Source organism: Tsukamurella sp. M9C (assembly GCF_020169415.1).
In the GTDB taxonomy this organism is placed as follows: Bacteria; Actinomycetota; Actinomycetes; order Mycobacteriales; family Mycobacteriaceae; genus Tsukamurella.
Genome location: NZ_JAIULG010000001.1, coordinates 210,312 through 236,183, shown reverse-complemented (window position 1 = coordinate 236,183; position 25,872 = coordinate 210,312). Strand labels below are relative to the sequence as shown.

At 71.5% G+C, this 25,872-nt stretch carries 26 protein-coding genes; 12 read left to right on the top strand and 14 right to left on the bottom strand.

What is annotated here, in order from left to right; translation table 11 throughout:
* Window positions 1-8: 8 nt before the first annotated feature.
* Entirely contained in the window at window positions 9-569 is a 561-nt protein-coding gene (locus LB823_RS01130) for a M15 family metallopeptidase (RefSeq protein WP_224644917.1), read from the bottom strand.
* A 154-nt stretch (window positions 570-723) separates the two neighbouring features.
* Between LB823_RS01130 and LB823_RS01125 the strand changes: the two genes are divergently transcribed.
* Together LB823_RS01125 and LB823_RS01120 are read left to right on the top strand one after the other, a co-directional pair.
* Window positions 724-1,584, top strand: coding sequence for a glycosyltransferase family 2 protein (locus LB823_RS01125; RefSeq protein WP_224644916.1), 861 nt, complete (start codon window positions 724-726; stop codon window positions 1,582-1,584).
* Complete coding sequence (locus LB823_RS01120) at window positions 1,581-2,210, top strand: VC0807 family protein (RefSeq protein ID WP_224644915.1); 630 nt, start codon at window positions 1,581-1,583, stop codon at window positions 2,208-2,210. The genes LB823_RS01125 and LB823_RS01120 overlap by 4 nt, the downstream gene beginning before the upstream one ends.
* 12 nt (window positions 2,211-2,222) lie before the next feature.
* On the opposite strand, the gene LB823_RS01115 is transcribed toward LB823_RS01120, so the two are convergent.
* A complete protein-coding gene (locus tag LB823_RS01115; RefSeq protein WP_224644914.1) occupies window positions 2,223-2,714 on the bottom strand; it encodes a hypothetical protein in 492 nt (163 codons plus the stop codon).
* 85 nt (window positions 2,715-2,799) lie between these two features.
* Between LB823_RS01115 and LB823_RS01110 the strand changes: the two genes are divergently transcribed.
* Window positions 2,800-3,726 (top strand): SGNH/GDSL hydrolase family protein, encoded by a 927-nt coding sequence (locus tag LB823_RS01110; protein WP_224644913.1) that lies wholly within the window; start codon window positions 2,800-2,802, stop codon window positions 3,724-3,726.
* On the opposite strand, the gene LB823_RS01105 is transcribed toward LB823_RS01110, so the two are convergent.
* Window positions 3,709-4,467 (bottom strand): helix-turn-helix domain-containing protein, encoded by a 759-nt coding sequence (locus LB823_RS01105; RefSeq protein ID WP_224644912.1) that lies wholly within the window; start codon window positions 4,465-4,467, stop codon window positions 3,709-3,711. The two genes, LB823_RS01110 and LB823_RS01105, sit on opposite strands and share 18 nt — an antisense overlap.
* Window positions 4,468-4,592: 125 nt before the next feature.
* Here LB823_RS01105 and LB823_RS01100 point away from each other — a divergent pair, with 125 nt between their 5' ends.
* A complete protein-coding gene (locus LB823_RS01100; protein ID WP_224644911.1) occupies window positions 4,593-4,946 on the top strand; it encodes a nuclear transport factor 2 family protein in 354 nt (117 codons plus the stop codon).
* Between the two features lie 55 nt (window positions 4,947-5,001).
* On the opposite strand, the gene LB823_RS01095 is transcribed toward LB823_RS01100, so the two are convergent.
* On the bottom strand, window positions 5,002-6,552 hold the full coding sequence (locus LB823_RS01095; RefSeq protein WP_224644910.1) for a succinic semialdehyde dehydrogenase: 1,551 nt from the start codon (window positions 6,550-6,552) through the stop codon (window positions 5,002-5,004).
* A 225-nt stretch (window positions 6,553-6,777) separates the two neighbouring features.
* Between LB823_RS01095 and LB823_RS01090 the strand changes: the two genes are divergently transcribed.
* The 3 genes from LB823_RS01090 to LB823_RS01080 all read left to right on the top strand — a co-directional run bounded on the left by LB823_RS01090 (window position 6,778) and on the right by LB823_RS01080 (window position 9,040).
* Window positions 6,778-7,710 carry a type IV toxin-antitoxin system AbiEi family antitoxin domain-containing protein gene (locus tag LB823_RS01090; RefSeq protein WP_224644909.1) on the top strand — a complete coding sequence of 311 codons (933 nt, stop codon included), beginning with the start codon at window positions 6,778-6,780 and terminating at the stop codon, window positions 7,708-7,710.
* Between the two features lie 42 nt (window positions 7,711-7,752).
* Window positions 7,753-8,244, top strand: coding sequence for a ribonuclease E activity regulator RraA (rraA, locus tag LB823_RS01085; RefSeq protein WP_224644908.1), 492 nt, complete (start codon window positions 7,753-7,755; stop codon window positions 8,242-8,244).
* A gap of 73 nt (window positions 8,245-8,317) precedes the next feature.
* A complete protein-coding gene (locus tag LB823_RS01080; RefSeq protein ID WP_224644907.1) occupies window positions 8,318-9,040 on the top strand; it encodes a MerR family transcriptional regulator in 723 nt (240 codons plus the stop codon).
* 4 nt (window positions 9,041-9,044) lie between these two features.
* Here LB823_RS01080 and LB823_RS01075 read toward each other — a convergent pair whose 3' ends face one another.
* Window positions 9,045-9,272 (bottom strand): RNA-binding S4 domain-containing protein, encoded by a 228-nt coding sequence (locus LB823_RS01075; RefSeq protein WP_224644954.1) that lies wholly within the window; start codon window positions 9,270-9,272, stop codon window positions 9,045-9,047.
* Between the two features lie 23 nt (window positions 9,273-9,295).
* Here LB823_RS01075 and LB823_RS01070 point away from each other — a divergent pair, with 23 nt between their 5' ends.
* Window positions 9,296-10,156, top strand: a complete 861-nt coding sequence (locus tag LB823_RS01070) for an alpha/beta fold hydrolase (protein ID WP_224644906.1) — start codon at window positions 9,296-9,298, stop codon at window positions 10,154-10,156.
* Here LB823_RS01070 and LB823_RS01065 read toward each other — a convergent pair.
* On the bottom strand, window positions 10,119-10,259 hold the full coding sequence (locus LB823_RS01065) for a hypothetical protein (RefSeq protein ID WP_224644905.1): 141 nt from the start codon (window positions 10,257-10,259) through the stop codon (window positions 10,119-10,121). The genes LB823_RS01070 and LB823_RS01065 overlap by 38 nt on opposite strands.
* Window positions 10,260-10,457: 198 nt before the next feature.
* Between LB823_RS01065 and LB823_RS01060 the strand changes: the two genes are divergently transcribed.
* Window positions 10,458-10,982: a DUF937 domain-containing protein gene (locus LB823_RS01060; RefSeq protein WP_224644904.1), complete on the top strand. Its 525-nt coding sequence runs from the start codon at window positions 10,458-10,460 to the stop codon at window positions 10,980-10,982.
* A 63-nt stretch (window positions 10,983-11,045) separates the two neighbouring features.
* Here the strand turns inward: LB823_RS01060 and LB823_RS01055 are convergent, their stop codons facing one another.
* Together LB823_RS01055 and gltB are read right to left on the bottom strand one after the other, a co-directional pair.
* Window positions 11,046-12,512, bottom strand: a complete 1,467-nt coding sequence (locus tag LB823_RS01055) for a glutamate synthase subunit beta (protein WP_224644903.1) — start codon at window positions 12,510-12,512, stop codon at window positions 11,046-11,048.
* Window positions 12,505-17,112: a glutamate synthase large subunit gene (gltB, locus tag LB823_RS01050; RefSeq protein ID WP_224644902.1), complete on the bottom strand. Its 4,608-nt coding sequence runs from the start codon at window positions 17,110-17,112 to the stop codon at window positions 12,505-12,507. Before gltB ends, LB823_RS01055 begins: the two co-directional genes overlap by 8 nt.
* A 218-nt stretch (window positions 17,113-17,330) precedes the next feature.
* Between gltB and LB823_RS01045 the strand changes: the two genes are divergently transcribed.
* A complete protein-coding gene (locus tag LB823_RS01045; protein WP_224644901.1) occupies window positions 17,331-17,750 on the top strand; it encodes an ABC transporter permease in 420 nt (139 codons plus the stop codon).
* Between the two features lie 83 nt (window positions 17,751-17,833).
* Here the strand turns inward: LB823_RS01045 and LB823_RS01040 are convergent, their stop codons facing one another.
* Complete coding sequence (locus LB823_RS01040; RefSeq protein WP_304941257.1) at window positions 17,834-18,706, bottom strand: aldo/keto reductase family oxidoreductase; 873 nt, start codon at window positions 18,704-18,706, stop codon at window positions 17,834-17,836.
* A 31-nt stretch (window positions 18,707-18,737) separates the two neighbouring features.
* A complete protein-coding gene (locus LB823_RS01035; RefSeq protein WP_224644900.1) occupies window positions 18,738-19,199 on the bottom strand; it encodes a GbsR/MarR family transcriptional regulator in 462 nt (153 codons plus the stop codon).
* A 65-nt stretch (window positions 19,200-19,264) separates the two neighbouring features.
* Between LB823_RS01035 and LB823_RS01030 the strand changes: the two genes are divergently transcribed.
* Both LB823_RS01030 and LB823_RS01025 read left to right on the top strand, forming a co-directional pair.
* Window positions 19,265-20,161: an ABC transporter ATP-binding protein gene (locus LB823_RS01030; protein WP_224644899.1), complete on the top strand. Its 897-nt coding sequence runs from the start codon at window positions 19,265-19,267 to the stop codon at window positions 20,159-20,161.
* Window positions 20,158-21,738: an ABC transporter permease gene (locus tag LB823_RS01025; protein ID WP_224644898.1), complete on the top strand. Its 1,581-nt coding sequence runs from the start codon at window positions 20,158-20,160 to the stop codon at window positions 21,736-21,738. The genes LB823_RS01030 and LB823_RS01025 overlap by 4 nt, the downstream gene beginning before the upstream one ends.
* Before the next feature lie 521 nt (window positions 21,739-22,259).
* Here LB823_RS01025 and LB823_RS01020 read toward each other — a convergent pair.
* The 4 genes from LB823_RS01020 to LB823_RS01005 are packed head-to-tail and all read right to left on the bottom strand — an operon-like array spanning window position 22,260 to window position 25,775.
* Entirely contained in the window at window positions 22,260-23,057 is a 798-nt protein-coding gene (locus LB823_RS01020) for a glutamate racemase (protein WP_224644897.1), read from the bottom strand.
* A 9-nt stretch (window positions 23,058-23,066) separates the two neighbouring features.
* Window positions 23,067-24,455 (bottom strand): cell wall metabolism sensor histidine kinase WalK, encoded by a 1,389-nt coding sequence (locus tag LB823_RS01015; protein ID WP_224644896.1) that lies wholly within the window; start codon window positions 24,453-24,455, stop codon window positions 23,067-23,069.
* Entirely contained in the window at window positions 24,452-25,153 is a 702-nt protein-coding gene (locus tag LB823_RS01010) for a response regulator transcription factor (protein ID WP_224644895.1), read from the bottom strand. The genes LB823_RS01015 and LB823_RS01010 overlap by 4 nt, the downstream gene beginning before the upstream one ends.
* Window positions 25,125-25,775 carry a hypothetical protein gene (locus LB823_RS01005; RefSeq protein WP_224644894.1) on the bottom strand — a complete coding sequence of 217 codons (651 nt, stop codon included), beginning with the start codon at window positions 25,773-25,775 and terminating at the stop codon, window positions 25,125-25,127. The genes LB823_RS01010 and LB823_RS01005 overlap by 29 nt, the downstream gene beginning before the upstream one ends.
* Window positions 25,776-25,872: the final 97 nt, after the last annotated feature.

The window sequence follows — 25,872 nt, the reverse complement described above, 5'->3', positions numbered from 1 at the left end:
TCACCCCCTCATCGCTGCCGCGCGGAGGCGTCCGACACCATCTCCGGGCACGCCCGCCCGTCCCGCAGCTCGTAGTGCCACACCTCGTTCGCGTACGTGCGGCACAACCCGAACCGCTCCGAGTAGCGGTCCATCCAGTACGCGGCCTCCGTCGGCCCCACGTCCACCGCATCGCCCGTCACGTGCTCCGAGGTCGACGGAGTCGCGACCAACCGCGCCGCCTCCTCCGCCCCATCACGCCGCACGGCATCGTCGTAGAGGAACTGCTGATACCGCTTCGACCGCCACCCCGACGTCAGGTGCATCGCAACGCCCTCCCGGGCCGCCGCGCGCGCAGCCGACCGAATCGCCGTGCGCAGCTTCGGATCGAGCCTCGTCACCGCCGGCACATCCGCATCCACCGCCACCCGGTCCAGCACCACGCCATCCGCCTCCCCCAACTGCCCGACGGTGCCCGTCTCCACCCTTCCCGGTATTCCCGGGAGCGCTTCCGAGCACGCCGCGATCACCGCCGCCACGGCGACGAGGACGACCAGCGCGGCAGCCGATTTCGTGAGTACATGAGCCATGTCCTCACGATGGGCCGCCCACGTCCCGGTACCGTCGCCGACGGTCCGCGGTCCCGTCCCGGTTGTGTTCCAAACGCCACACCACCGGCGACCTGTGAGTAGTCTCACCGGTCGCCGCGCTGCGACGGCCCCGAGGCGGACGTAGCGTTTCGCCATGGCAGAGAGCACATTGACTGTTGTCGTTCCCGCCTACAACGAGGACGAGGTCATCGAGGAGTGCCTCGAGCGACTGCTCGCCGAAGGTTCCGAGATCGACGAGATCATCGTGGTCGACAACAACTCGACAGACCGCACCGTCGCCCTGGTGGAGGCCGCCGCCGCGGCGAACCCCGTCGTGAAACTGATCCGCGAGACCCGGCAGGGCCTGGTGTGGGCCCGCAACGCGGGGCTCGACGCCGCCACGTCGTCGGTGATCGCCCGGATCGACGCGGACACCGTCGTCGCTCCGGGGTGGGCACGGCGCCTGCGCACGTTCTTCGACTCCGACGACGGCCGCGGCTTCGACGTCGTCTCCACCCTCGGGGAGTTCCGCGGGCTCCCCGGCCGGCGATTCCAATCCGCCCTGAACAGGTGGAACGATCCGTTCGGGCGCAACGAGAAACGCGCGCAGCGGGTGAGCTACTGCTTCGGCCCGAGCATGGCCTTCCGCGCCGAGACGTGGCGCCGGATACGGCCGCACGTCACGATGCGCAGAGACGTCTTCGAGGACGTCGACATCGCCCTCTGCGTCCAGGACTCGGGCGGGGAGTGCGCGCTGATCCGGGACGTCGTGGTGGAGGTCTCGCCGCGCCGCTTCTACACCGGCGTCGGCAGTTACGCGACGTACGCCGCGTACCTGCCCCGCACGTTCTGGATCCACGGCCGGCGGGGAACGGCCACCTGGCTGACGGCCGCGCTCCCGCTGACCGTCGGCTTCCACGCGGCGCGGCTCGCCGTCCTGCGCGGCCTCGGCGACGGCGGCTTCGCGTTGCGGAACGTCTTCCGAAGCACCGGGACGGAGCGCGAGCGACCATGAAGCGACCGCCCCCGGCGATCCTGGGAGGGCTCCTCCCGGTCATCGCCTACTTCAGCGCCACCCGCCTGGGCGGCCTCTCGCAGCTGACCGGCGTCGTGCTCGGCATCGTCACGGGGCTGGTGATCGTGACCTGGCGGATGCTCGTCACGCGCCAGGTCGGGCAGCTGGAGCTGTTCACGACCGCCATCCTCGCGGTGGCCCTCATACCGTCGCTCGTCACCGGAGAACCGCGGATCGCCCTTGCGGCACAGTCCATCGACGGCTTCTTCGCGGCGGCGTACTTCCTCGTCTCGGCGTTCACCCGCAGGCCGCTCGTGGCGAGCATTCTCGGGCCGATGTACGTGAAGGCGCTCAAGGTGGAACCGACGGCGTGGGACCGCTGCCTGGACGAGTCGCCGCGGTTCCGCAGCCGGATCCGGTGGATGAGCGTGGTCTGCGCCGTCACCGCGGTCACCGGATCGTCGGCCGGCCTGTACCTCGCGCTGCACTACCCGATCGACACCGTGGTCCTCGTCGGGCCGGTGATCGGCTTCGTCCTCGTCCCGCTGGCCCTGCTCGTCATCAAGCTGGCGGATCGGCCCCTCCGCGCGGAACTCCGCCGTCCGGTGGACCCCCACCCGGCCTGAGGGCCCAGCGCGTCACCAGCGCAGCGTGAGCTCGCCCCCGTCGGGGAGCGCCGCCCAGCGCGGGGCGAAGTCGTCGTAGCGGGCGAAGATCCTCTCGCGCAGGGCGGGATCGACGTCCGCGTCCTCGAGGGCGCCGGGCCACGCGGGCTCCGGCTTCCGGTGCCCGCGCTCCACCTCCCACAGCGCCGCGGTCAGCGACGCGAGGTACTCCGAGCGCGCCATGTCCGCGGACTGCGCGGCCGTCGGCTGCCGCTTGCGGCGGGACGCCTTGCGACGCTCCCCCGGGTCGGCGGGCCAGAACAGCCCGTCGAGGCCGTTCGCGTCGGCGATCCGCCCGAACACCCCGCCGCGCAGGCCCGCCTCGGCCTCGACGATGAGGTGCGCCGCGTCGTGCGGCACCGGCGGCCGACCGCCCGGGCCGCCGCGGGGCGCCAGCTCCGGGCCCTTCGCGCGCGTGATCCGCACGTCGTACCCGTTCCGGCGCTTGACGAACGTGACCTCCATGCCTCCAGGGTGCGTCGCACGCCGGGCCGCCGCAACCGGTTTTCGACGGGCTGCGGGCCGCGGCCGCGCGCAATACAGTGGCGGCATGTCGATGCGCGCCCGCCCGTCCCTGTCCCTGCTCGGCGCGGCGGTCCTCGCCACGACGGCCGTGATCGGCGGCGCGCCGGCGCACGCGGCCCCGGCCACGCCCAGCTACGTCGCGCTCGGCGATTCCTACTCCTCCCTCCCCGCCGACGCCACCGTCGGCGCCTCGCAGCAGGAGCGCGCCTGCGGGCGGTCCACGCACAACTATCCGAAGCTGGTGGCCGCGTCGCTGGGCCTGGCCCCGGACGCGCTGCGGGACAACACCTGCGGCGGCGCCAAGACGCGGGACGCCTTCGCGAGCCAGCACGCCGGCTCCGCGAAGACCGGCTACTACGACGCCGCGCCGCAGCTCGACGGGATCACCCCCGCCACGACGCTCGTCACCGTCTCCCTCGGCGGCAACGACGGCGACCTCTACTCGAGCATCCTCGAATCCTGCGCGGTGGCGCCGCGATCGGCGGCGGTCCGCTGCACCGCCGATCAGCGCACCCGCCCGGCCCGCCTGTCCGACGGTGCCGTCGCCTCCCGTCTGGCGAAGATCACCGCGGCGAACGAGCGCATCATCCGCGCCGTCCGCGAGCGCTCGCCGCGGGCGCGGATCCTCGTGGTCGGCTACCCCGCCGTGTTCGCCGGCGACCGAACATGCGCCACGATCGCCCCCTTCCGCTCCGCCTCGATCCCGTGGATGCGCAGCATCCTCACCGAGCGGCTCAACGGCGCCGTCCGGCGGGCCGCCGTGAACGCCCGCGCCGAGTACGTCGACATGGAGGCACCGTCGAAGGGCCACGAGCTGTGCAGCGCGCGCCCGTGGATCAACGGCGTCGACGAGGTGCCCCGCGCCGCCGCGCTGCACCCCTTCCCCGAGGAGGGCGAGGCCGTCGCCACCGCGGTCACCGCCGCAGTGCGGGCGTCAGGCCCGCGCCCGTAGCCGCTCCCGCGTGGCCTCGTCGGCGGGCAGGAAGGTCTCCAGGTGCAGCTCGTCGACGGTGGCGTCGTGCGGCGTGAGCACGGCGCTGACCACGCTGAACAGTCGCAGCGGCGCACCGTCGGGCATGCGGAGGACGAGCTCGACGACGGGCCCGGACGGCGCGGGTGCCGGGCCGCCGCCCGGGTACTCCCGGCACTCGGCGAGGAGCGCCGCCAGCCGCGGATCGGCGGTCCGATCGGCGCGCGCGGCCACCTGGTGCAGCAGGTGCTCGCGCCAGGCCCCGAGGTCGACGATGCGCGGCGCCAGCCCGTCGGGGTGCAGGCTCAGGCGGACGACGTTGACCGGCGGTTCCAGCAGGTGCGGCGCGCAACCGGCGAGCAGCGGGGCGACGGCGTCGTTGGCGTCCACCAGGTCCCAGTACCTGTCGAGGAGGACGGCGGGGTAGGGCGCGTGCGCATCGAGCAGGGTGCGGAAGGAGGCCAGCACGCCCGCGGCGTCCGCGGGGCTGTCGTGCCGCGGGGCGAAACCGCCCGCCACGAGGAGGGCGTCGCGCTCGCGGGGCGGCACCTCCAGGTGGTCGGCCAGCCGCAGGATCATCTCGGCGCTCGGCCGGGACCGCCCCGTCTCGACGAAGCTCAGGTGCCGCCCGCTGACCTCGGCGCGGCTCGCGAGTTCGAGCTGGCTGAGCCGTCGCCGCTGCCGCCAGGTGCGCAGGAGCGGCCCCACCTCGATCGTCGTCATGCCCGCGAATCTATCCGCGCCGGGGAGGCGCCACCATTACCTCCGAGGTAATCGCCACGACTCGCGATCGGCGGCAGACTCGGCCTCGTTCCCATCGAACCGACCGAGAACACCTGGAGGACACCATGAACCACGTCGTCGACGCCTACCTCGCCACCTGGAACAGCACCGACCCGCAGACCCGCCGCGACCTGCTCGCGCGGCACTGGGCGCCCGGGGCCACGTACACCGATCCGATGGCGGAGGTCGCCGGGACCGAGGCCATCGGCGCCGTCGTCGCCGGCGTGCACGAGCAGTTCCCCGGCTTCGAGTTCACCCTCGTCGGCGAGCCCGACGCGCATCACGGCCAGGTGCGGTTCCAGTGGGGCCTCGGCCCCGCGGGCGCGGAGCCGCCGGTCATCGGCTTCGACGTGGTGACCGTCGACGCCGACGGGCGCATCGCCACCGTCGCCGGATTCCTGGACCGCGTCCCCGCCTGACGAGAAGACGGCGATGGCCCCCTCCACGTGGAGGGGGCCATCGCCGTGCGCCGGACTACCGGCCGATCAGCTTGAGCGCCTTGATCGCCGACGGAACGACGTTCAGGAAGACGTTGCGCGGCACGCCCCTGATGCCGCCGATGCCGATGATCCGCTGCTGCGCGATGGTCTTCGACTCGCAGTACTTGAGCAGGCCCTCGGTGCCGTGGCGACGGCCGACGCCCGAGATGCCCATGCCGCCCATCGGCGCTGCGGTGGAGCCCCACGCGGCGGCGTAGCCCTCGTTGATGTTGACGGTGCCGGCGTTGATCCGCTCCGCGATCTCCTGCGCCTGCTTCGTCGTGCCCGCGAAAACGCTGGCGTTGAGCCCGTACTCGGTGTCGTTGGCCTTCTCGACGGCCTCGTCGATGGAGTCGACGGGGTAGATCGAGACCAGCGGGCCGAAGGTCTCCGACTTGAAGCAGACGGCCTCCACCGGCACGTCCTTGAGCACGGTCGGCTCGTAGAAGAACGGGCCGAGGTCGGGGCGGGCCTTGCCGCCGGCGAGCACCGTCGCGCCCTTGGCGACCGCGTCGTCCACATGCGCGGCGACGGTGTCGATCTGCGACTTCGATGCGAGTGAGCCCATCTCGTTGTCGAAGTCGTAGCCGGCGCCCAGTGCGAGCGCGGCGGTGCGCTCGGCGAAGGCGCGGGCGAACTCGTCGGCGATCGCCCGCTCGACGTAGATCCGCTCGATCGAGATGCACAGCTGCCCCGAGTTCGAGAACGCGGCGCGGGCCGCACCGTCGGCCGTGTGCGCGATGTCGGCGTCCTTCGTGACCACCATGGGGTTCTTGCCGCCGAGCTCGGCGGAGAAGCCGATGAGGCGCTTGCCGCACTGCTCCGCGAGCGTGGCGCCGGTGGCGGAGGAGCCGGTGAACATGAGGTAGTCGGCGCGCTCGACGATCGCGGTGCCCACGACGCCGCCGGGGCCGGGGACCACGGCGAACAGGTCGCGCGGCAGGCCGGCGCGGTACAGCAGCTCGACGGCCGCGAGGGCGCAGTACGGGGTCTGCGAATCGGGCTTGAGCACGACGGCGTTGCCGGCGGCCAGCGCGGCGACACCGTCGGAGACGGCGAGGGTGATCGGGTAGTTCCACGGCGCGATCACGCCGACGACGCCCTTGGGCTGGTAGCGCACGCGGGTCTTGGTGAACACCGGCAGCATGCCGTCGGTGCTCTTCTCCGCCAGGATCTTCGGCGCGTTCTTGCCGTACCAGCGGGCCGTCATCGCGACGTCCAGCGACTCCTCCTGGGCGTACTGGCGGGCCTTGCCGGTCTCCAGCTGCACCATGTCCATGAGCTCGGCGCGGTGATCGTTCACCAGGTCGGCGAACTTGAGCAGCACGGCCGCGCGGTCCTTGGCGCTGCGGGCCGCCCACTGCTTCTGCGCGAGGCGGGCCCGCTCGAACGCCTTCTCCACGTCCTCCACGGTGCCCACGGGAATCGTGGTGACCTTCTCGCCGGAGAACGCCTCGAGGACGTCGCGCGACTCGCGCTGCTCCGGGTGGTCGATCGCCGCGAGGGCGCGAAGACGGTCGAACGTGGCCTGGGTAGGTGCTGGCATGACGCCAGATTACCCGCTTGTTGATGCGCACTCAATAGTGTCGCCGTCCGACGCTCGTGAATGCGGCCGAATCCTGGGCGACGAGGCCAGAATCGGCCTCCTGACCTGCTAGTCCGCCGGTTTCACGACGGCTTCCTCCACAGCTGAGCGTACGAAACGTGTTTTCTCCACAGCGGCGCTCCCGACGAGCCCGTCCAGTCCTACGCCGGCGTCACGCTGGGTTCCATGCACACCATCGAGATCCTGCAGGCGCTGGCCGCTCCGGACGGCGGCGTCTTCTCCCGCCGAGCCGCGCTGCGTGCGGGCGCCGACTCCGCGGAGATCGAGCGCCTTCGCCATCTGGGCGACATCGTCGTGATCCGTCGGGGCTGGTACCGCCTCCCCGGAGCGAACACCGCGGTCGTCGCCGCAGTGAAAGGCGGCGCCGTGATCACGTGCGTCTCCGCACTGGCGTTCCGCCCCGGCGTCTGGATCCCGCCACGCAGATCCACAAAGACTGCCAAGGCCACGCTGTCGAAGTCGAAGACCCATCTGCGGCGCGAACGACATCGGCGGACGCGATCGCACGCCGACTGCGACGCGTTTCAACGCCTCCCTTCACCGACCCGCGCCGTCGACGACCTACCCACCGCTCTGCGCTGCGCGGCGAACTGCCTCGACGCCGACGAGTTCGTCGCGGTACTCGACTCGCTCCTGCGCAAGCCCGATCCCTATAGTCTCCAGGACCTGGAGGAGATCTTCGCGGACGCCCCGAAGGCCACGAAGCGGCTGCTGAAGTACCTGGACCCGCTGGCCGGCTCCGGCACCGAGTCGCTGGTCCGGTACCGCCTGACCTGCCTACACATCCGCGTGCGCAGCCAGCAGACGATTGCTGAACTCGGCCGGGTGGACCTGCTCGTCGGCGACAAACTCATCATCGAATGCGACAGCACCGACCACCACAGCGGCGCGCAACGGCTCGTGGACAACAGGCGCGACCGGACCGCCACGCGCGGCGACTACCGCGTCATGCGGTTCGACTACTCCGAGGTCATCGGGAATTGGGACGCGATCCTTGCCGAGATCCTCGACATCGTCCGCACCGACCGGCACGTCGGCGTCGTCCGGGTCGTGAAACCGGCAGGTGCCGACGATACGAAGCCGGATCTGGCCTCGTGACCCCGGAATCAGCCGGATTCACGAGGCGATACCCTGGCGACCATGAGCAACGTGCAGTTCACCCCCACCGCGGACCTGGTCGACGAGATCGGCCCCGACGTGCGCAGCTGCGACACGCAGTTCCGCCAGTTCGGCGGCCGCAAGCAGTTCGCCGGCGAGGTCGTCACGGTCAAGTGCTTCCAGGACAACGCGCTGCTCAAGTCGATCCTGGGCGAGCCCGGCGAGGGCCGCGTGCTGGTCATCGACGGCTCCGACGAGAACGGCGTCCCCTCGCTGCACACTGCGCTGGTCGGCGACCTCATCGCCGAGCTCGGCCGCGGCAACGGCTGGGCCGGCATCGTGGCCTACGGCGCGGTCCGCGACGCTGCCGTGATCGGCACGCTGGACATCGGCGTGAAGGCGCTCGGCACCAACCCGCGCAAGTCCACCAAGACCGCCGAGGGCCAACGCGACATCCCGCTCACCTTCGGCGGCGTCACGTTCAACCCGGGCGACAGCCTTTTCAGCGACGACGACGGCATCGTCCTCCGGTGACGCACCTCGCCCCCGGGGCCACCCTCCTCCAGCGCCGCGACGGCATCGTCCTCCGGTAACGCCCACCACGCCCATGTGGAGCACGCGCGAGGTCGCTGAGCTGGCGGGGACCAGCCTGCGCACCGTGCGGCACTACCACGACGTCGGGCTACTGGACGAGCCCGCGCGACGGTCCAACGGCTACAAGACCTACGGCGTCGAGCACCTGGTGCGGCTGGTCTGGATCCGTCGCATGACGGGGCTGGGCTTCAGCCTCGCGCAGATCGCCGCGATGGACGCCGACGATGTGGACGACGCGGCGGCCGCCGAGCTCGATGACAAGCTCGCCGCCGACATCGAACGGCTGCAGGCGATCCGCGAGGACCTGCGCGCGCTGCGCACGTCGACGGCACCGTCGGACCTGCCGCCCGAGCTCTCCGCGGCGGCGACGGCCCGGAACCTCTCCCCCGCGGACCGCAAGTTCAGCGCCGTCCTCGCCCAGCTCGTGGGGCCGACCCGCGCCGAGGAGTACGCACGCATGCTGACGGCGTACAGCCGGACTGACGCTGCCGACGACTTCGACCGGCTGCCCGCCGACGCGGACGAGGCCACCATTGACAATCTCGTCGCCCGCCTCGTCCCCGACGTCCTGCACCAGGTCGCGGGCTTCCCCGACCTGGGCACCTGGTCCGACGAGGGCGGGCACGATCAGCGCACCGCGCAGCGCGTGATCCTCGCGGCGCTGACCGAGCTGTACAACCCGGCGCAGCTGCAGGTGCTCGGCTGGGTCGCAGCCGCGGCCGCGGGCGAATACTGACCGGTCAGCGCGCCACGCGGGCGGACCGCCCGAAGACCTCCACCACGTCTCCCACCGCGAGCTGCCGGCCACGACGCAGGTCGACCTCGCCGTTCACCGCCACCTCGCCCTCGGCGATCACCGCCTTGGCCTCGGCCCCCGAGTCGATGAGACCCGCCAGCTTGAGGAACTGCCCCAGCCGGATCACATCGTCGGAGATGGTCACGTCGATCGCCTCACTCACGCGCACCATCATGCCCGACTATCCTCGCCGGTGTGCTGCTCGATCTGGCGGGTACCCGCACCCACGTGGTGGTCGACGAACCGATCGCCCCGGCGAGCGGGCCTCCCATCGTGCTCAGCTCCGGCCTGGCCGGGAACTGGTTCGACTGGGACGCGGTCACGGAGCTCCTGACCGCGAGCCGCACCGTCGTCCGGCTGGACCGACCCGGGTACGGCCTCTCCGATCCCTGGCCCGACGGTGCCGTCCCCACCCTGGACTCCGAGGTCACCCGGCTGCGCGAGCTGTTGGACGCGTTGGACATCGGCGCGGCGGTGATGGTCGGGCATTCGATGGCCAGCTTCTACGTCGAGGCCTTCGCCCGCGAACACCCGCACCGCACAGCGGGATCCGTCCTCCTGGACGGCAGCGTCGAGACCTCTCCCCGCTGGGTGGTGCCGGGCGAGCTGCGCGACGCCGCGCTCCTGCGGTCGGCCGACGCGGCGGCCGCGGTACGGATGAACCTGTTCGGCCCGTTGGTGCACCGGATGCTGGGCGCGGGCGCGCCGCCGCCCGAGTACGCGGAGATCCTCTCCTCCGAGGCCTACTTCCGCGCCGCGTTCCTGGAGAACGGTCGATACCCCGTGCTGGCGCACGAGCTGGCCGATCTGCGGGAGCGGACGCCGCTCCCGGCCGGCGTCCCGTGGACGGTGGCCGCGGCGTTCGCCGGGCGGCGCACCCCGTGCGCGACGCACTGGCTGGAGCAGCAGCAGGAGCTGGCCGACGTGCTGCATGCGCGGTTCGCGGTGATCGCGCCGAGCGGACACCAGGCCATGGTCGATCAGCCCGCGCAGACCGCGGCGCTGATCCTGGACGTGACTAGCCGACCCGCAGAACCCGCAGGTCCGACGCGGTGACGAGGCGCTCGCCGTCCTCGGCGAGCGTGCGCGCGAGTCGGCGGTTCCGCAACCGGGAGATCGCCTTCGAGCCCAGCAAGGTGGTGCGACGGTGCAGCTTCACGACGGTCTCCGGTGCGATCTCGATGCGGAACGGTTGGTTACAGATACTGTATTCCTCCCGCGCGGCGGGGTCCAGCGCTCGCGGCCGAAGCGTGTCGCTCCTCACATGCGGGTTCCGGCGAGCGCCCGCGCACGCCGCGGCTACGCTGTGGGTGTTCGTGCAGCAATTTGCGTCCTCACACATCCTCCAAGGAGAACCGTGTCCGATCTCGACGACCTGATCAAGTCCATCCCGCTCGCGGATATCGCCGCCCAGCTCGGCGTCTCGGAGGACGTCGCCTCGGAGGCCGTCAACCAGACGGTGCCGACCCTGCTCGCCGGCCTCCAGGCGCAGGACACCACCGAGGCCCCGGCCGATCTCGCGCAGGCCGCCGACAGCGGCGACGGCCAGCAGATCGTCTCCAGCCTGTTCGGCGAGAAGACCGACGACGTGGCCGCCGCGGCCGCCGCGCCGCTGTCCTCCGGCGTCACCGACGGCCTGGTCAAGCAGCTGCTCCCGATCCTCGCGCCCATCGTGATCAGCTTCGTCATGAAGAAGCTGACCAGCGGCGGCGCGGCCGCTCCGCAGCAGGAGCAGGCCCCGGCCCCGCAGCAGCAGAGCGGCGGCGACGTCCTCGGCAGCATCCTGGGCAACATGCTCGGCGGCGGCAACCAGCAGGCCGGCGGCAACGCCGCGGGCAACGTGCTGGGCAGCATCCTGGGCGGCCTGCTCAAGGGCAAGTAACCCGCTCGAACGACCGAAGGCCGGCCCCCGCGAGGGAGCCGGCCTTCGTCGTTCGACGGTGCGCTACCGCTGCGGCGCGGCGGTGGGGACGATCGGCGCGGGCAGCGCGGTGTCGCCCATGAGGAACCGGTCGACGGCGGCCGCGGCGCTGCGGCCCTCCGCGATGGCCCACACGATGAGCGACTGGCCGCGGCCGGCGTCGCCGGCGACGAAGACGCCCGGCACCGTCGACTGGAAGTCGTCGCCGCGCGAGACGTTCCCGCGCTCGCTGTACTCGACGCCCAGCTTGTCCAGCAGGTCGTCGCGCTGCGGGCCGACGAAGCCCATGGCCAGCAGCACGAGGTCGGCCTCGAGGGTGAAGTCGGTGCCCTCGACCTTCTCGAACCGGCCGCCCTCCATCTTGACCTCGTAGGCCTTGAGGCCGGTGACCTTGCCGTCCTCGCCGACGAACTCCTCGGTGCTGACGGAGAAGACGCGCTCGCCGCCCTCCTCGTGGGCCGAGCTGATGCGGTACATGAGCGGGTAGGTCGGCCACGGGGTCGACTCGGCGCGCTCACGCGGCGGGACCGGCATGATCTCGAACTGGTGCACGGTGGTCGCGCCCTGGCGCAGCGAGGTGCCGAGGCAGTCGGCGCCGGTGTCGCCGCCGCCGATGATGACGACCTTCTTGTCCTTGGCGTGCAGCGGCGGCAGGCCGTTCTCGTCGAGGACGTCGTCGCCGACCGCGGCGCGGTTGGCCCAGGGCAGGAACTCCATCGCCTGGTGGATGCCGTCCAGCTCGCGGCCGGGGATCGGCAGGTCGCGCCACACGGTGGCGCCGTTGGCGAGCACGACCGCGTCGAAGTCCTCGCGGAGCTGCTCGACAGTCACGTCGACGCCCACGTTGACGCCCGTCTTGAAGACGGTGCCCTCGGCGTTCATCTGGGCGAGGCGGCGATCGATGTGCCGCTTCTCCATCTTGAACTCGGGGATGCCGTAGCGGAGCAGGCCGCCGATCCGATCGGCGCGCTCGTAGACGGTCACGGTGTGGCCGCCACGCGTCAGCTGCTGCGCCGCCGCGAGGCCCGCCGGACCCGAGCCGACGACGGCGATCTTCTTACCCGTCAGCTTGGTGGGGTGCTGCGGCGAGACCCAGCCCTCGTCGAAGGCCTTGTCGATGAGCTCGACCTCGACCTGCTTGATGGTGACGGGATCCTGGTTGATGCCCAGCACGCACGACGCCTCGCAGGGCGCGGGGCACAGCCGCCCGGTGAACTCCGGGAAGTTGTTCGTGGCGTGCAGCCGCTCGATGCCGTCGTACCAGCGGTCCTTGTACGCCAGCGTGTTCCACTCGGGGATCAGGTTCCCCAGCGGGCAGCCGTTGTGGCAGAACGGGATACCGCAGTCCATGCACCGGGAGGCCTGCTTGCGCAGGGTGGTCCCGTCGAAGGGCTTGTACACCTCGTTCCAGTCCAGGAGCCGGAGCGGGACGGGCCGGCGAACCGGGGTCTCGCGCGAGTTGTTCTTCAGAAAGCCTTGCGGATCAGCCACGAGCGGCCTCCATCACTGCGTCGTCGATGTTGCGGCCGTCGAGTTCGGCGCGCTTGATGGCGGTGAGTACGCGCTTGTAGTCGCGCGGCATCACCTTGGCGAAGAGCTGGCGCTCCCGCGGCCAGTTGGCCAGGATCCGTTCCGCGACGGCGGAATCGGTGTAGCGGTAGTGGTCGGTCACGGCGCCGTGGACGAACTCGATGTCGGCCTCGTCGAGCGACTCCAGCTCCACCAGCTCGGTGTTGAGGTCGCGCTCGAACTGTCCGTCGGCGTTGTAGACGTAGGCCACGCCGCCGGACATGCCGGCGCCGAAGTTTCGTCCCGTGTCGCCGAGGACCACCACGCGGCCGCCGGTCATGTACTCGCAGCCGTGGTCGCCCACGCCCTCGACCACCGCGACGGCGCCCGAGTTGCGCACCGCGAACCGCTCGCCCGCCTTGCCGTTGAGGTAGACCTCACCGGCGGTGGCGCCGAACAGGATCACGTTGCCCGCGATGATGTTGTCCGCGGCGACGAACTCCTCCGGGGCGTTGCGCGCCGGGCGGACCACGATCTTGCCGCCCGAGAGGCCCTTGCCCACGAAGTCGTTGGCGTCGCCCTCGAGGCGCAGCGTGATGCCCTTCGGCACGAAGGCGCCGAAGCTGTTGCCCGCGCTGCCCTTGAACGTGATGTCGATGGTGTCCTCCGGGAGACCGTCGGCGCCGTGCGCCTTGGTCACCTCGTGGCCGAGCATCGTGCCCACGGTGCGGTTGACGTTGGAGATCGGGGTCTCGATGGTGACCGGCGCGCCGGTCTCCACGGCGACCCGCGCCTGCGAGATCAGCTGCTGGTCCAGGGCCTTCTCGAGGCCGTGGTCCTGCGGCTGGCTGCAGAACAGGTCCTGCTTCATGAACGGCGAGTCGACCTGCGCCAGGATCGGCGAGAGGTCCAGCTTGCCGGCCTTGGCGCCGCCCCAGTGGGCCTGCGCCTCCGTGGTGTCGAGGATCTGCGACTGGCCGACGGCCTCCTGCAGGGTGCGGAAGCCCAGCTCGGCGAGCAGCTCGCGCACCTCCTCGGCGATGTAGAGGAAGAAGTTCTCCACGAATTCGGGCTTGCCGGTGAACCGGCGCCGCAGCACCGGGTTCTGGGTCGCCACGCCCACGGGGCAGGTGTCCAGGTGGCACACGCGCATCATGATGCAGCCCGAGACCACCAGCGGGGCGGTCGCGAAGCCGAACTCCTCGCCGCCGAGCAGCGCGGCGACGATGACGTCGCGGCCGGTCTTGAGCTGGCCGTCGACCTGCACGACGATCCGGTCGCGGAGGCCGTTGAGCAGCAGCGTCTGCTGGGTCTCGGCGAGGCCGATCTCCCAGGGCGCGCCCGCGTGCTTGACCGAGGTCAGCGGGGTGGCACCGGTGCCGCCGTCGTGGCCCGAGATGAGCACCACGTCGGCGTGCGCCTTCGAGACGCCCGCGGCGACGGTGCCCACGCCGATCTCCGAGACGAGTTTCACGTGAATCCGCGCCTGCGGGTTCGCGTTCTTCAGGTCGTGGATCAGCTGCGCCAGGTCCTCGATCGAGTAGATGTCGTGGTGCGGCGGGGGCGAGATCAGGCCGACGCCGGGCGTCGAGCCACGGACCTCGGCGACCCACGGGTACACCTTGTGCGGGGGCAGCTGGCCGCCCTCGCCGGGCTTCGCGCCCTGCGCCATCTTGATCTGGATGTCGGTGCAGTTGCTCAGGTAGTGCGAGGTCACGCCGAACCGGCCCGAGGCGACCTGCTTGATCGCCGAGCGGCGGAAGTCGCCGTTCTCGTCGGGCGTGAAGCGCCGCGGATCCTCGCCGCCCTCACCGGAGTTCGAGCGCCCGCCGAGGCGGTTCATAGCGATGGCCAGCGTCTCGTGCGCCTCGGCCGAGATCGAGCCGTAGCTCATGGCGCCGGTCGAGAAGCGCTTGACGATCTCGCTCGCGGGCTCCACCTCGTCGATGGAGATCGACGGGCGGTCGCTCTGGAAGCGGAACAGGCCGCGCAGCGACGCGAGCCGCTCGCTCTGGTCATCGACCAGCTTCGTGTACTCCTTGAACACCTTGTACTGCCCGGTGCGCGTGGCGTGCTGGAGCTTGAAGACGGTGTCCGGGTTGAACAGGTGGTACTCGCCCTCGCGGCGCCACTGGTACTCGCCGCCCACCTCGAGCTCGCGGTGCGCCAGCTCCTCGGGGCGGTCGTTCATGGCGCGCTTGTGCCGCGCGGCGACGTCGGCGGCGATCTCGTCGAGGCCGATGCCGTCGAGCTGGCTCTGCAGGCCGGTGAAGAACTCGTCGACGACCTCCTGCGACAGGCCGATGACCTGGAACAGCTGGGCGCCGGTGTACGAGGCCAGCGTGGAGATGCCCATCTTGGACATCACCTTGAGCACGCCCTTGCCGGCCGCCTTGACGTAGTTGGCGTTCAGCTTCTCCAGCGGGGTGCCGTTGAGCTCGCCGCGGATGTGCATGTCCTCGATGGTCGCGAAGGCCATGTACGGGTTGACCGCCGCGGCGCCGCAGCCGATGAGGGCCGCCATGTGGTGCACCTCGCGGGCGTCGCCCGACTCCACGATGAGGCCGACCTTGGTGCGGCTGCGCTCGCGCACCAGGTGGTGGTGCACGGCGGAGGTCAGCAGCAGCGACGGGATCGGCGCCAGCAGCCGGTCGGAGTTGCGGTCCGACAGGACGATCAGGCGCGCGCCGCCGTCGATGGCCTCGGAGACCTGGGTGCGCACGGTGTCGAGCGCCTCGCGCAGGCCCTTGCCGCCCTCGGCCACGTGGTACAGGCCCGGGATCACCACGGACCGGAACTCGGGCAGGGTGCCGTCGTCGTTGACCTTGACCAGCTTCTGCAGCTCGTCGTTGTTGAGGATCGGCTGCTCGAGGTGGATCTGGCGGCAGCTGATCGCCGCCGGGTTGAGCAGGTCGGACTCGCTGCCGATCGTGCCGCCGAGCGCGGTCACGATCTCCTCGCGGATCGCGTCGAGCGGCGGGTTGGTCACCTGCGCGAACAGCTGCTGGAAGTAGTCGAACAGCAGGCGCGGGCGCAGCGAGAGCACGGCGACGGGGGTGTCGGTGCCCATGGAGCCGATCGCCTCGGCGCCGGTCTTCGCCATCGGCGTGAGCAGGAGGTCCAGCTCCTCCGTGGTGTAGCCGAACATCTGCTGCCGCTGCGTGACCCGGTCGTGCGCCATCACGGTGTGGGGGCGGTCCGGCAGGTCCTTCAGGCGCAGCAGGCCCTCGTCGAGCCACTGCTGGTAGGGCTCAGCGGCGGCGAGCTCGCCCTTGATCTCCTCGTCGGAGACGATGCGGCCCTGCGCGGTGTCCACGAGGAACATGCGGCCCGGCTGCAGGCGGGTCTTGTAGACCACGTCGGAGTGGTCGATGTCGAGCACGCCCACCTCGGAGCCGAGCACGACGAGGCCGTCCTTGGTGACCCAGATGCGCGACGGGCGCAGGCCGTTGCGGTCGAGCACGGCGCCGATCACGGTGCCGTCGGTGAAGCAGACCGAGGCCGGCCCGTCCCACGGCTCCATGAGCGAGGAGTGGTACTCGTAGAACGCCCGGCGGGCCGAGTCCATGTCCTGGTGCCGCTCCCACGCCTCGGGGATCATCATCAGCACGGCGTGCGGCAGGCTGCGGCCGCCGAGGTGCAGCAGCTCGAGCACCTCGTCGAAGCGCGCGGTGTCGGAGCCGCCCTCGGTGCAGATCGGGAAGATCTTGTCCGCGGCGTCCTCGCCGAAGGCCGAGACGTCGAGCAGCGCCTCGCGGGCCCGCATCCAGTTCTCGTTGCCGTTGACGGTGTTGATCTCACCGTTGTGGGCCACGCGCCGGTAGGGGTGCGCGAGCGGCCAGCTCGGGAAGGTGTTGGTGGAGAAGCGCGAGTGCACCAGGCCGAGGGCCGACTCGACGCGCTCGTCCTGCAGGTCCACGAAGAAGCCGCGCAACTGCGGGGTGGTCAGCATGCCCTTGTAGACGAAGGTCTGGCCGGACAGCGACGGGAAGTACACCGACTCCTCGCCCTGCGAGCCCGCGCCCGCACCGTCGGTCCCGAGCTCGCGCTCGACCCGCTTGCGGATCACGAAGCAGCGGCGCTCGAGGTCCATGCCCGAGAGGGGCGCACCGTCGGAATCCGTGCCGGCGATGAAGACCTGCCGCATGGTGGGCATGGCGTCGCGGGCGAGCGCGCCCAGCGAGCCGTCGTCGGTGGGCTGGTCGCGCCAGCCGAGGACCGTCAGGCCCTCCTCGGCGACGATGCGCTCGACGCCCTCGGCGGCCTTGGTCGCCTCGGCGGCGGCCTGCGGGAGGAAGGCGATGCCCGTGGCGTACGCGCCCTGGTGGGGCAGCTCGAAGTCCACGACCTCGCGGAAGAAGCGGTCCGGGACCTGGATCAGGATGCCCGCGCCGTCACCGGTGTTGGGCTCGGCGCCCGCGGCACCGCGGTGCTCGAGGTTGACCAGGGCGGTGATGGCCTTGTCGACGATGTCCCGGGACTTGCGTCCGTGCATGTCCACCACGAAGGCGACGCCACATGCGTCGTGCTCGTTCGCGGGGTGGTACAGGCCCTGGGGGCCCGGGGGGACGAATCGGCTCATCGAATACCTGCCTCTACGCAGCGCCTCACGGCGGAACGGGTTCTTCAAGGTTCGGCGATCCGGGACTGCAGATCACCTCAGGCATCGTTGGCTGTACCGAAAATATTAGTTTCCCCGCCTCGGATCACCAAATGAAAGGTCATCCTTACCGGCCTGGACCTGCGCCGATGCACCTGCGAAGCCGCGCGGGGCGCTCATTTCGACTAGGTTTCCACGACGTGACCGGAAGTGATCCGGGCGAGCTGCTCACGGTGGGCCCGGGCCTCGCCGTCGCGCTCGTCGCCCTCGCCCTGACGGGCGCCGCCGTGGCGTGGCTCGGGCGAACCGGCTACGGCCCCGCGATCCTGAGTTCGACGGTCCGCGCGACGGTGCAGCTCGCGGTGCTCGGGATGGTGCTCAGCCTGATCGTGCGGAGCCTGTGGTTCACGGCGGCGTTCGTGCTGCTCATGGGCGTCACGGCGGGGTGGACGGCGGCCCGCCGCATCGTCGGCGGGCGGCCGCGATGGTCGGAGCTGGCGGCGACGACCGCGGCGGTCGCCGGACCGGCCGCGATCCTGTGCGTGACGCCGATCGCCGTCGTGGCCGTGACCTGGCTGGTGGCGGCCGGCCGGTACGAGACGGGCCCGCGGAACTACTGACCGCGTACGACGGATCGCCGACGGAGCCTCGGTGCATCTCTGCGACCGGGCCCCGGCGCGTCGTCGCCGACACGCACCGAAGGTCAGCGGGTGCCGATCGCGTCCAGCTCGGCGAGCGCGTCGGCCGGGAGCTCCAGCGCGGCGCCGGCGACGTTCTCGCGCAGGTGCACGACCGACGAGGTGCCCGGGATGAGCAGGATGTTCGGCGAACGCTGCAGCAGCCACGCGAGGGCGACCGCCATCGGGGTGGCGCCGAGCCGGGCCGCGACGGCGTTCAGCGCGTCGGACTGCAGCGGGCTGAACCCGCCGAGCGGGAAGTAGGGCACGTACGCGATACCCTGCGCCGCCAGCGAATCCACCAGCTCGTCGTCGACGCGGTGGGCGATGTTGTAGAAGTTCTGCACGCACGCGACCGGCGCGATCGACTGCGCCTCCGCGACCTGCTCGGCGGTCACGGTGCTCACGCCGAGGTGCCGGATCAGGCCCTGCTGCTTCAGCTCGGCGAGCACGGTGAAGGGCTCGGCGATCGAGCCGGCGCTGGGGGTGTCGAAGTCGCCGACGCGCAGGTTCACCACGTCGATCGCGTCGAGCCCGAGGCGTTCGAGGTTCTCGTCGACGGCGCGGCGCAGGTCGTCGGGCTCCAGCGCGGGCGGCCAGCCGCCGGTGTCGTCGCGGCGGGCGCCGACCTTGGTCACGATGTGCAGCGACTCCGGGTAGGGGTGCAGCGCCTCGCGGATGATCTCGTTGGTGACGAACGGGCCGTAGTAGTCGCTGGTGTCGATGTGCGTGATGCCCAGGTCGATCACGTCGTGCAGCACCTCGATCGCCGCCTCGCGGTCGGCGGGCGGGCCGAAGACGTGCGGCCCCGCGAGTTGCATGGCGCCGTAACCGAATCGGGTGACCGTGAGGTCGCCGCCGAGGGCGAACGTGCCGCCGGGCAGGGTGGTTGCAGTCATGCACCCATCATTGCACCGCGACCGCCCGGTGTCAGTGCCCGTGCTTGGCCTCGCGGACCTTCCGCCAGCGCTCCATCATCTCCGGGAGCTCGTCGATCATGAACTCGAAGAAGTCGCGCATCACCGAGAGACGCTCGGCGGCGGGGCCACCCGTGGGCAGCTCCTCGATCCCCTCGATGGCGACGTCGCGCCACCGCTCGAGGATCGGATTGCGAGCGGCGAAGGCCTCGTACCAGATGTCGTCGCCGAGGGTGATCAGGCTGTGCCGGGAGCCGGGCACGTGCGTGCGGCGGATCATGCTCGTCTGCTCGAGGTACCGCACGGCGCCCGACACGGCGCCGGCGGACACCTGTAATCGCTCGGCGATCTGCGAGGGCGTGAGCGCCGCTTCCGGCGACGTCAGCACCGCGGCGAAGACGCGGGATGCCATGCGCTGCATACCCGCGTCCACGAACGCGGCTGCCATGTTCTCCACGAAGTCGGGCGCGTCCATGCAGGTCACGATAGCCACAATTCAGACACTTCACAAATTTGTGAACTGAGCGTAGCGTCGGCGCCATGACAACTGAAGTCGTTCGGGTCGAGGGCCTCACCAAGACCTTCGGCAGCGCACACGCACTCACCGGGCTCGACCTCCACGTGACGCCGGGCGAGGTCCACGCCTTCCTCGGCCCCAACGGGGCGGGCAAGTCCACCACCATCCGCGTCCTCCTCGGGCTGCTGAAGAAGACCTCGGGCACCGTCGAGCTGCTGGGCGGCGATCCGTGGTCCCAGGCCGCCGAGCTGCACCGCCGCCTCGCCTACGTGCCGGGCGACGTGACGCTGTGGCCCAACCTGTCCGGCGGCGAGATCATCGACCTCATGGGGCGCCTGCGCGGAGGCCTCGACGAGGCGCGCCGAGCCGAGCTGATCGAGCGCTTCGCCCTCGACCCCGCGAAGAAGGCCCGCACCTACAGCAAGGGCAACCGGCAGAAGGTCGCGCTCGTCGCCGCCTTCGCCGCGCGCGCCGAGCTGATGATCCTCGACGAACCGACCTCCGGCCTCGACCCGCTCATGGAGGAGGTCTTCACCCAGTGCCTCGCCGAGGCGAAGGCCGACGGCACGTCGATCCTGCTCTCGAGCCACATCCTGTCCGAGGTGGACCGGGTCGCCGACACCGTCACCATCATCAAGGACGGTGCGTCCGTCGAGACCGGCTCGCTGGCCTCGCTCCGCCACCTCTCCCGCACCCGGGTCGAGGCGACGCTGGCGCGCCCCGTCGACCTCGCGAACACCGCGGGCGTGCACGACCTGCAGGCCGACGGTGACCGTGTCTCGTTCAGCGTCGAGGCGGCGGACCTCGGGCGCCTCCTCGGCGAGCTGGCGGCCGCCGGCCCCACGTCGCTGACCAGCCGCCCGCCGACGCTCGAGGAGCTCTTCCTCCGGCACTACGACACCGCCGGGGCCGTGCGATGACGGGCCTGGGTGCCACCCTGCGGCTGGTGGTGCGGCGCGACCGCATCCAGCTGGTGGTGTGGCTCCTGCTCTACGTCGCGATGGCGGCGTCGGCCTATTCGACGGCGAAGACCAACTACGCCGACCAGGCCTCACTCGACTCCGCCGCGCGCGCCGCCAGCGAGAATCCCTCGCTCGTCGCGATGTTCGGCCCCGTCTACTCGGCCACCACCGGCGCGGTGGGCGTGATCAAGATGGTCGTCATGATGGCGGCCGCCCTCGGGCTGCTCACCGGTCTGCTGGTGATCCGCCACACCCGCGCCGACGAGGAGTCCGGCCGCCGGGAGATGCTGGGCGCCTCCGCGATCGATCGCACCGCTCCCCCGCTCACCGCGCTCATCGAGACCACCGCGCTGAGCCTGGCCATCGGCGTGCTCAGCGCGCTGACGCTGATCGGCATGGGCGCGGATGCGCAGGGCAGCATGCTGTTCGGCGCTCTCTGGGCGTTCACCGGCATCGTCTTCGCCGCGTTCGCGCTGCTCTGCGCGCAGCTCACGGAGGGTGCGCGCGCCGCGCGCGGCCTGTTCGCCGTGGGCCTCGGCGGCGCCTACCTGCTCCGGGCCGTCGGCGACGTCTCCGTCATCCGGACCGACGGGACGCTGCCCGCCGAGCCCGGCTGGGAGTCCTGGCTCTCGCCGCTCGGCTGGGCGCAGCAGATCCGCCCGTTCGCCGACGACCGGCCCTGGCCGATCCTGCTGCTGCTCGCGGCGTCGGTGGTGCTCACCGCGGTGGCCCTGCGGATCGCCGCGCAGCGCGACCTGGGTGCAGGCCTGATCCCGGTGGGTCGGGGCCGCGAGCGGGGCAGCGCCCTGCTCGGCTCCGTGGAGGCGCTGACCTGGCGACTGCACCGCGGCCAGTTGATCGGCTGGAGCGTCGGCATGCTGGCCGTGGGCCTCGCCTTCGGCGGCATGGGCAGCGCGGTCGACTCGCTGGTGGGCAACTCCGGGACGCGCGAGATGCTCGAGCGGCTCGGCGGATCCGGCTCCAGCCTGCTGGATGTCTTCTTCGGCGCCGAGTTCTCCATCATGGGCATGGCGGTCGCGGCGCTGGGCATTTCCATCGTCAACACCGCCTGCTCGGAGGAGACCTCGGGCCGCGCGGAGTACCTGCTCTCGGCGCCGGTGGCGCGGCTGCGCTGGTACGCCTCGCACCTGACCGCGGCCGTTATCGCGACGACCGTGGTGAGTCTCGCCCTCGGCGCGGGCGTCTCCCTCACCGCGGGCCGGGAGCTGATCGTCCCCGCCCTGGCCGCGCTGCCGGCGGTGTGGGTGATCACGGCGATCGCCGCCCTCGCGGGCGCGATCTCGGCGCGCTGGGCGTCCGTGGGCTGGGTCGTGCTCGCGCTGTGCGTGACCACGATGATCGCCGACGTGCTGAAGCTCCCCGACTGGGTCGCGAAGGTCTCGCCGTTCAAGCACGTCGCGACGCAGCCCGGCGCCACCGTGCTCACCGGCGCCACGATCACCCTGGTGGTGATCGCCGCGGCGGGCCTGATCGCGGCTGCGCTGTCCGAGTCCCGCCGCGACCTCGCCGCGTAGGCCGCACGCCGGGGCGGCCCGCTGGGCCGGGTAAGTCGATCAGACAGGTGATGCGTCCCACGCATACCCCCGAAAACTGAAGGTCAGGGGCATTTTCGACGGACAGGGCGATGCGCCCGGCGCATACCCTCCCCTGTGAGGCCCGACGGTCCGCCGCCCGCTCCACCCGTGTACGTCCGGGAGGGGTATGCGCCAGACGCATCGCCCGATTCTCGAAAACCGGCTCTAACCTGGAGGTTTGGAGGGTATGCGTGGGACGCATCGCTTCCGTGCAGCAACACGGGCCCAACGCGGGCTCGCCCCCGATTGCGCTCTACGGGGCGTTGGTCACGGACTCGTCACGGGGCGATCTCAGCCTCTGAGACAGTTGACGTTTCACCTGAGAGACCCGGGGCTAACTTGAGAGATCAAAAGCCCTGCAAATGACTACTGACCGCAGCGAGCGAGTCAGCTGCGGTCAGTGCTCTCTCAGGATAACAGGAGAGTTGCGGTCATGCATATATCTCATCGCGATTCTTTTGTCACGGTGTTTTCGCGCTGCGACCGCATCGCTCCAGGAGCAGCCGGCCGGCGGGATAGGCGGCGAGCGAGGCGGGCAGCGCCCCCGGACGCCCGGACTCCAGCACGGCCACCACGGCGCCCAGCTCCGGCGGTCCGCCGGGCTCCACGCCGAGCCGGCGCAGCGTCTGCCGGGCGACAGGTTCCGGCGAGTCGAAGACCGCGACGTCCCGCCCGGTCCGCGCCCGGAGCGCGGACACGATCGGCTCCCTGACCAGCCCGTAGTGCGTGCAGCCCAGAACCACCGACTCGATGTCGTCCGGGGTCGCCGCGGCCGCCGCGGAGATCGCCGCCGCCACCCGCTCGGGGTCGCCGGAGTCGATCGCCTCGGCCAGGCCGTAGCAGGGGATGCGGTGCGCGAGGGCCGGGTCGGCGAAGGCGTCGATGAGCGAGGTCTGGTAGTCGCTCACCGTCGCCGCAGCGGTCGCCCAGACGGCGAAGGGGCGCCCCGTCGACCCCGCGGGGCGGATGGCGGGCACCACCCCGACGACGGGGACGGCGGGCTCGAAGCGGGCGCGGGCCGCCTCCAGTGCGTACATGGAGCCGGTGTTGCAGGCGACGATGATCGCGTCCACGTCGTAGCGGGCCGCGGCGCCGGCCATGGCGACCACGCACTCCGAGATCCGGGCCGGTTCCAGCAGGCCGTAGGGCATGTTGTCGGGGTCGCGGGCCAGCACCAGCTCGGTGTCGGGCCGCACGCGGGAGAGGGCGTCGGCGTAGTTGACCATCCCGAAACCGGAGTCGATCACCGCTACGCGCATGACCCGAATTTACCGGGCGAGCCGCAACCGGAAGACGGTGGTGGCGCCCTCGCGCCGGTAGTCGACGTCGCCGCCCAGCAGCCGCGCGTTGTCCCGGGCGATGGCGAGCCCGAGGCCGGCTCCCCCGCCGGCACCGCGCGAGCGGGCCTCCTGGGCCTTCGCGAACCGGCCGAAGACCCGTTCCTCGTCGCCGGGCGGCACGCCCGGACCGTGATCGCGGACCTCGACGATCGCACCGTCGGCCGACGGAGCGACGGTCACCGTCACGGGCGGCGCGCCGTGCCGGACCGCGTTGCCCACCAGGTTGGTCACCACCGCGACCACGCGGCGGCGGTCGGACTCGACGGTGAGGGGCGCACCGTCGACCTGGACGGCGTGCCAGCCGCGGGCGGAGAGGGCCTCGCGCAGGGCCCCGACCAGCTCGAAGGGCGCGCGCCGCACCTCGGCCGCACCGGCGTCGAGGCGCGTCATCTCCAGCAGGTCGTCGACGAGGCCGGCGAGGGTGTCGACCTCGGAGGCGACGAGCTCGGAGGCGCGGCGCAGGTCGGAGTCGGCGCCGAGGGTCGCGGCCTCCTCGCGCAGCACCTCGGCGGCGGGGACGAGCGCGGCGAGTGGGCTGCGCAGCTCGTGCGAGACGTCGCCGACGAACCGCCGCGACCGCGCGTCCTGGTGGCGCAGCACGTCGATCGACTCGTTCTGCCGGTCGAGCATGGAGTTGAACGTGTCGGTGAGGTCGCGCAGTTCGGTCACGTCGGTCGCGGGGAGGCGGGCCTCGGTGTCGCCGTCCGTGACGCGCGCGGCGACGGACTGGATCCGGCTGAGCGGCCGGGTCACCGTGCGCGCGACGATCAGCGCGACGAGGATGCCGAGCAGAGCGCTGCCGGCCACGGCGACGACGACCAGCAACGTGAGCCGGTTCAACCGGGGCCCGACGTCCTCGAGCGGCTGCACGCCGTAGACCACGACGCTCTCCGCATTGAAGATCGTCGGCCGGGGAACGCTGTGCGCGACCAGCACCTTCCCGTCCGGCAACCGCTGGAAGCGGTACAGCGACGGCACCTTCTCGAGCTCGCGCCGCATCGCCCCGGGGAAGTCCTGCGGGGGCGCGGACCCCTGGCGGACGGTCACGCCGTCGACCTCCACGGTGTAGTCGCCCGGGAGGAACTCCCCGATGCTCGATCGGCCTCCCGGCGAGGCCCCACCGCTGCCCGGCGCGGGCATCCCCTGGCGCTCGAAGGTCTCCATGTCGTGCCGGAACGTGGTGAGCACGGCTTCCTGCGCGTCCTGATACACCCAGTCCCGCACCACCATTGCGACCGCGACGCCGGTGACCCCCGCGGTCAGGCAGGTCACGATCACGATGATCGCGAGGATCCGGGTGCGCAGACCTGCGATCACGGCGTGGGCCGGAACCGGTAGCCGAAGCCGCGCACCGTCTCGATGTGGCTGGTCCCGTCGTGTGGGTCGATCTTGGGGCGCAGCCGCAGGATCGCGTTGTCCACCAGCCGGGAGTCGCCGAGGAAGTCCTGGTTCCAGGCCATCGCGAGCAACTGCTCGCGGCTGAGCACCTGGCCCGGGTGGTCGGCGAAGGCGTACATCAGCCGCTTCTCGGTGGGCGTGAGCGGCAGGGGCGCACCGTCGCGCAGGACCTCCGCGCCGGCCCGGTCGACGGTCAGCGGACCGTCGTTCGACGGTGCCGCCACCTCGCCCGACGGTGCCGGGGCGGGGTCCGCGGACGGCGCGGTGCGGCGCAGGGCGGCCTTGATCCGGGCGTCCAGCACGCGCGGGCTGACGGGCTTGACCACGTAGTCGTCGGCGCCGGCCTCGAGTCCGGCGACGGTGTCGATGTCGTCGGAGCGGGCCGTGAGCATGAGGATCGGGACGGTGCTGGAGCGACGGATGCGGCGGCACACGGCGAAGCCGTCCTCGCCGGGCAGGCCGACGTCGAGGATCACCGCATCGGCGGCGGTCACCCGCTGCTCGAGGTCGTCCGTGGCGGCGGCCAAGTGCTCGACGGTGTGGTCGAGCCGGCCGAGCGAGAGCGTCAGTGCGTCGACGATCGCCGGGTCATCCTCGATGAGCAGCAGTCTGACCACCCGTGAGGCTCCCTTCCACGTCGGAGGTCCAGGCCCAGGCGGCCTGACCGACCCGGACCACCGCGGCGGCGCCGACGGCCACCAACCATGCTCCCAGGACATCGCCGGGGCGGTGCCACTGTTGGGCGACGACGAGGACGGAGACCACGCTCCCGGCGCCGACGGCGACGAGGAGCGCGAGGGCGCGGTAGCGCCGCGCGGCGGAGCCGACCAGGATCACCGCGAGCGCCGCGACCACGGCGACGGTGTTCGACGGGAACGAGTTGAGCTCGGGGCCGATGCCGAAGGAGGGCCGCTCGAGCAGGGCCTTGAGCAGGTACGCGCCCGCCACCGTCGAGCCGAGGACGAGCGCGGCGGAGACGGCGACCGTCTTCGACCGGCGGCTCGCGACGACCGCGGCCACGAGGAGGCCGCCGGCCGCGATCATCGGCAGCTGGTAGCGGCCCAGGGCGCCCTCGACGGGGTTCTCGACCCCGAATGCGGCGGAGATCGTCCGCATGAGCTCGTGGTCGATGACCTGGCCCGATGCGGTGCCGACGACCGCGAGGTAGAGCCCGGCGAAGGCCAGCGCGGCGACGACTGCCGTCGTCGCGGCGGTCCAGGGGCGTGTGGTTGCGAACATGACGTCGAGCATTGTCCCTCATCGTCGTCGGCCCGCCTCCGTTTCGCCCCGCGAATGTCACAGCCGTGTCGCAATCCGCGCCGCCGAGGACCCCACG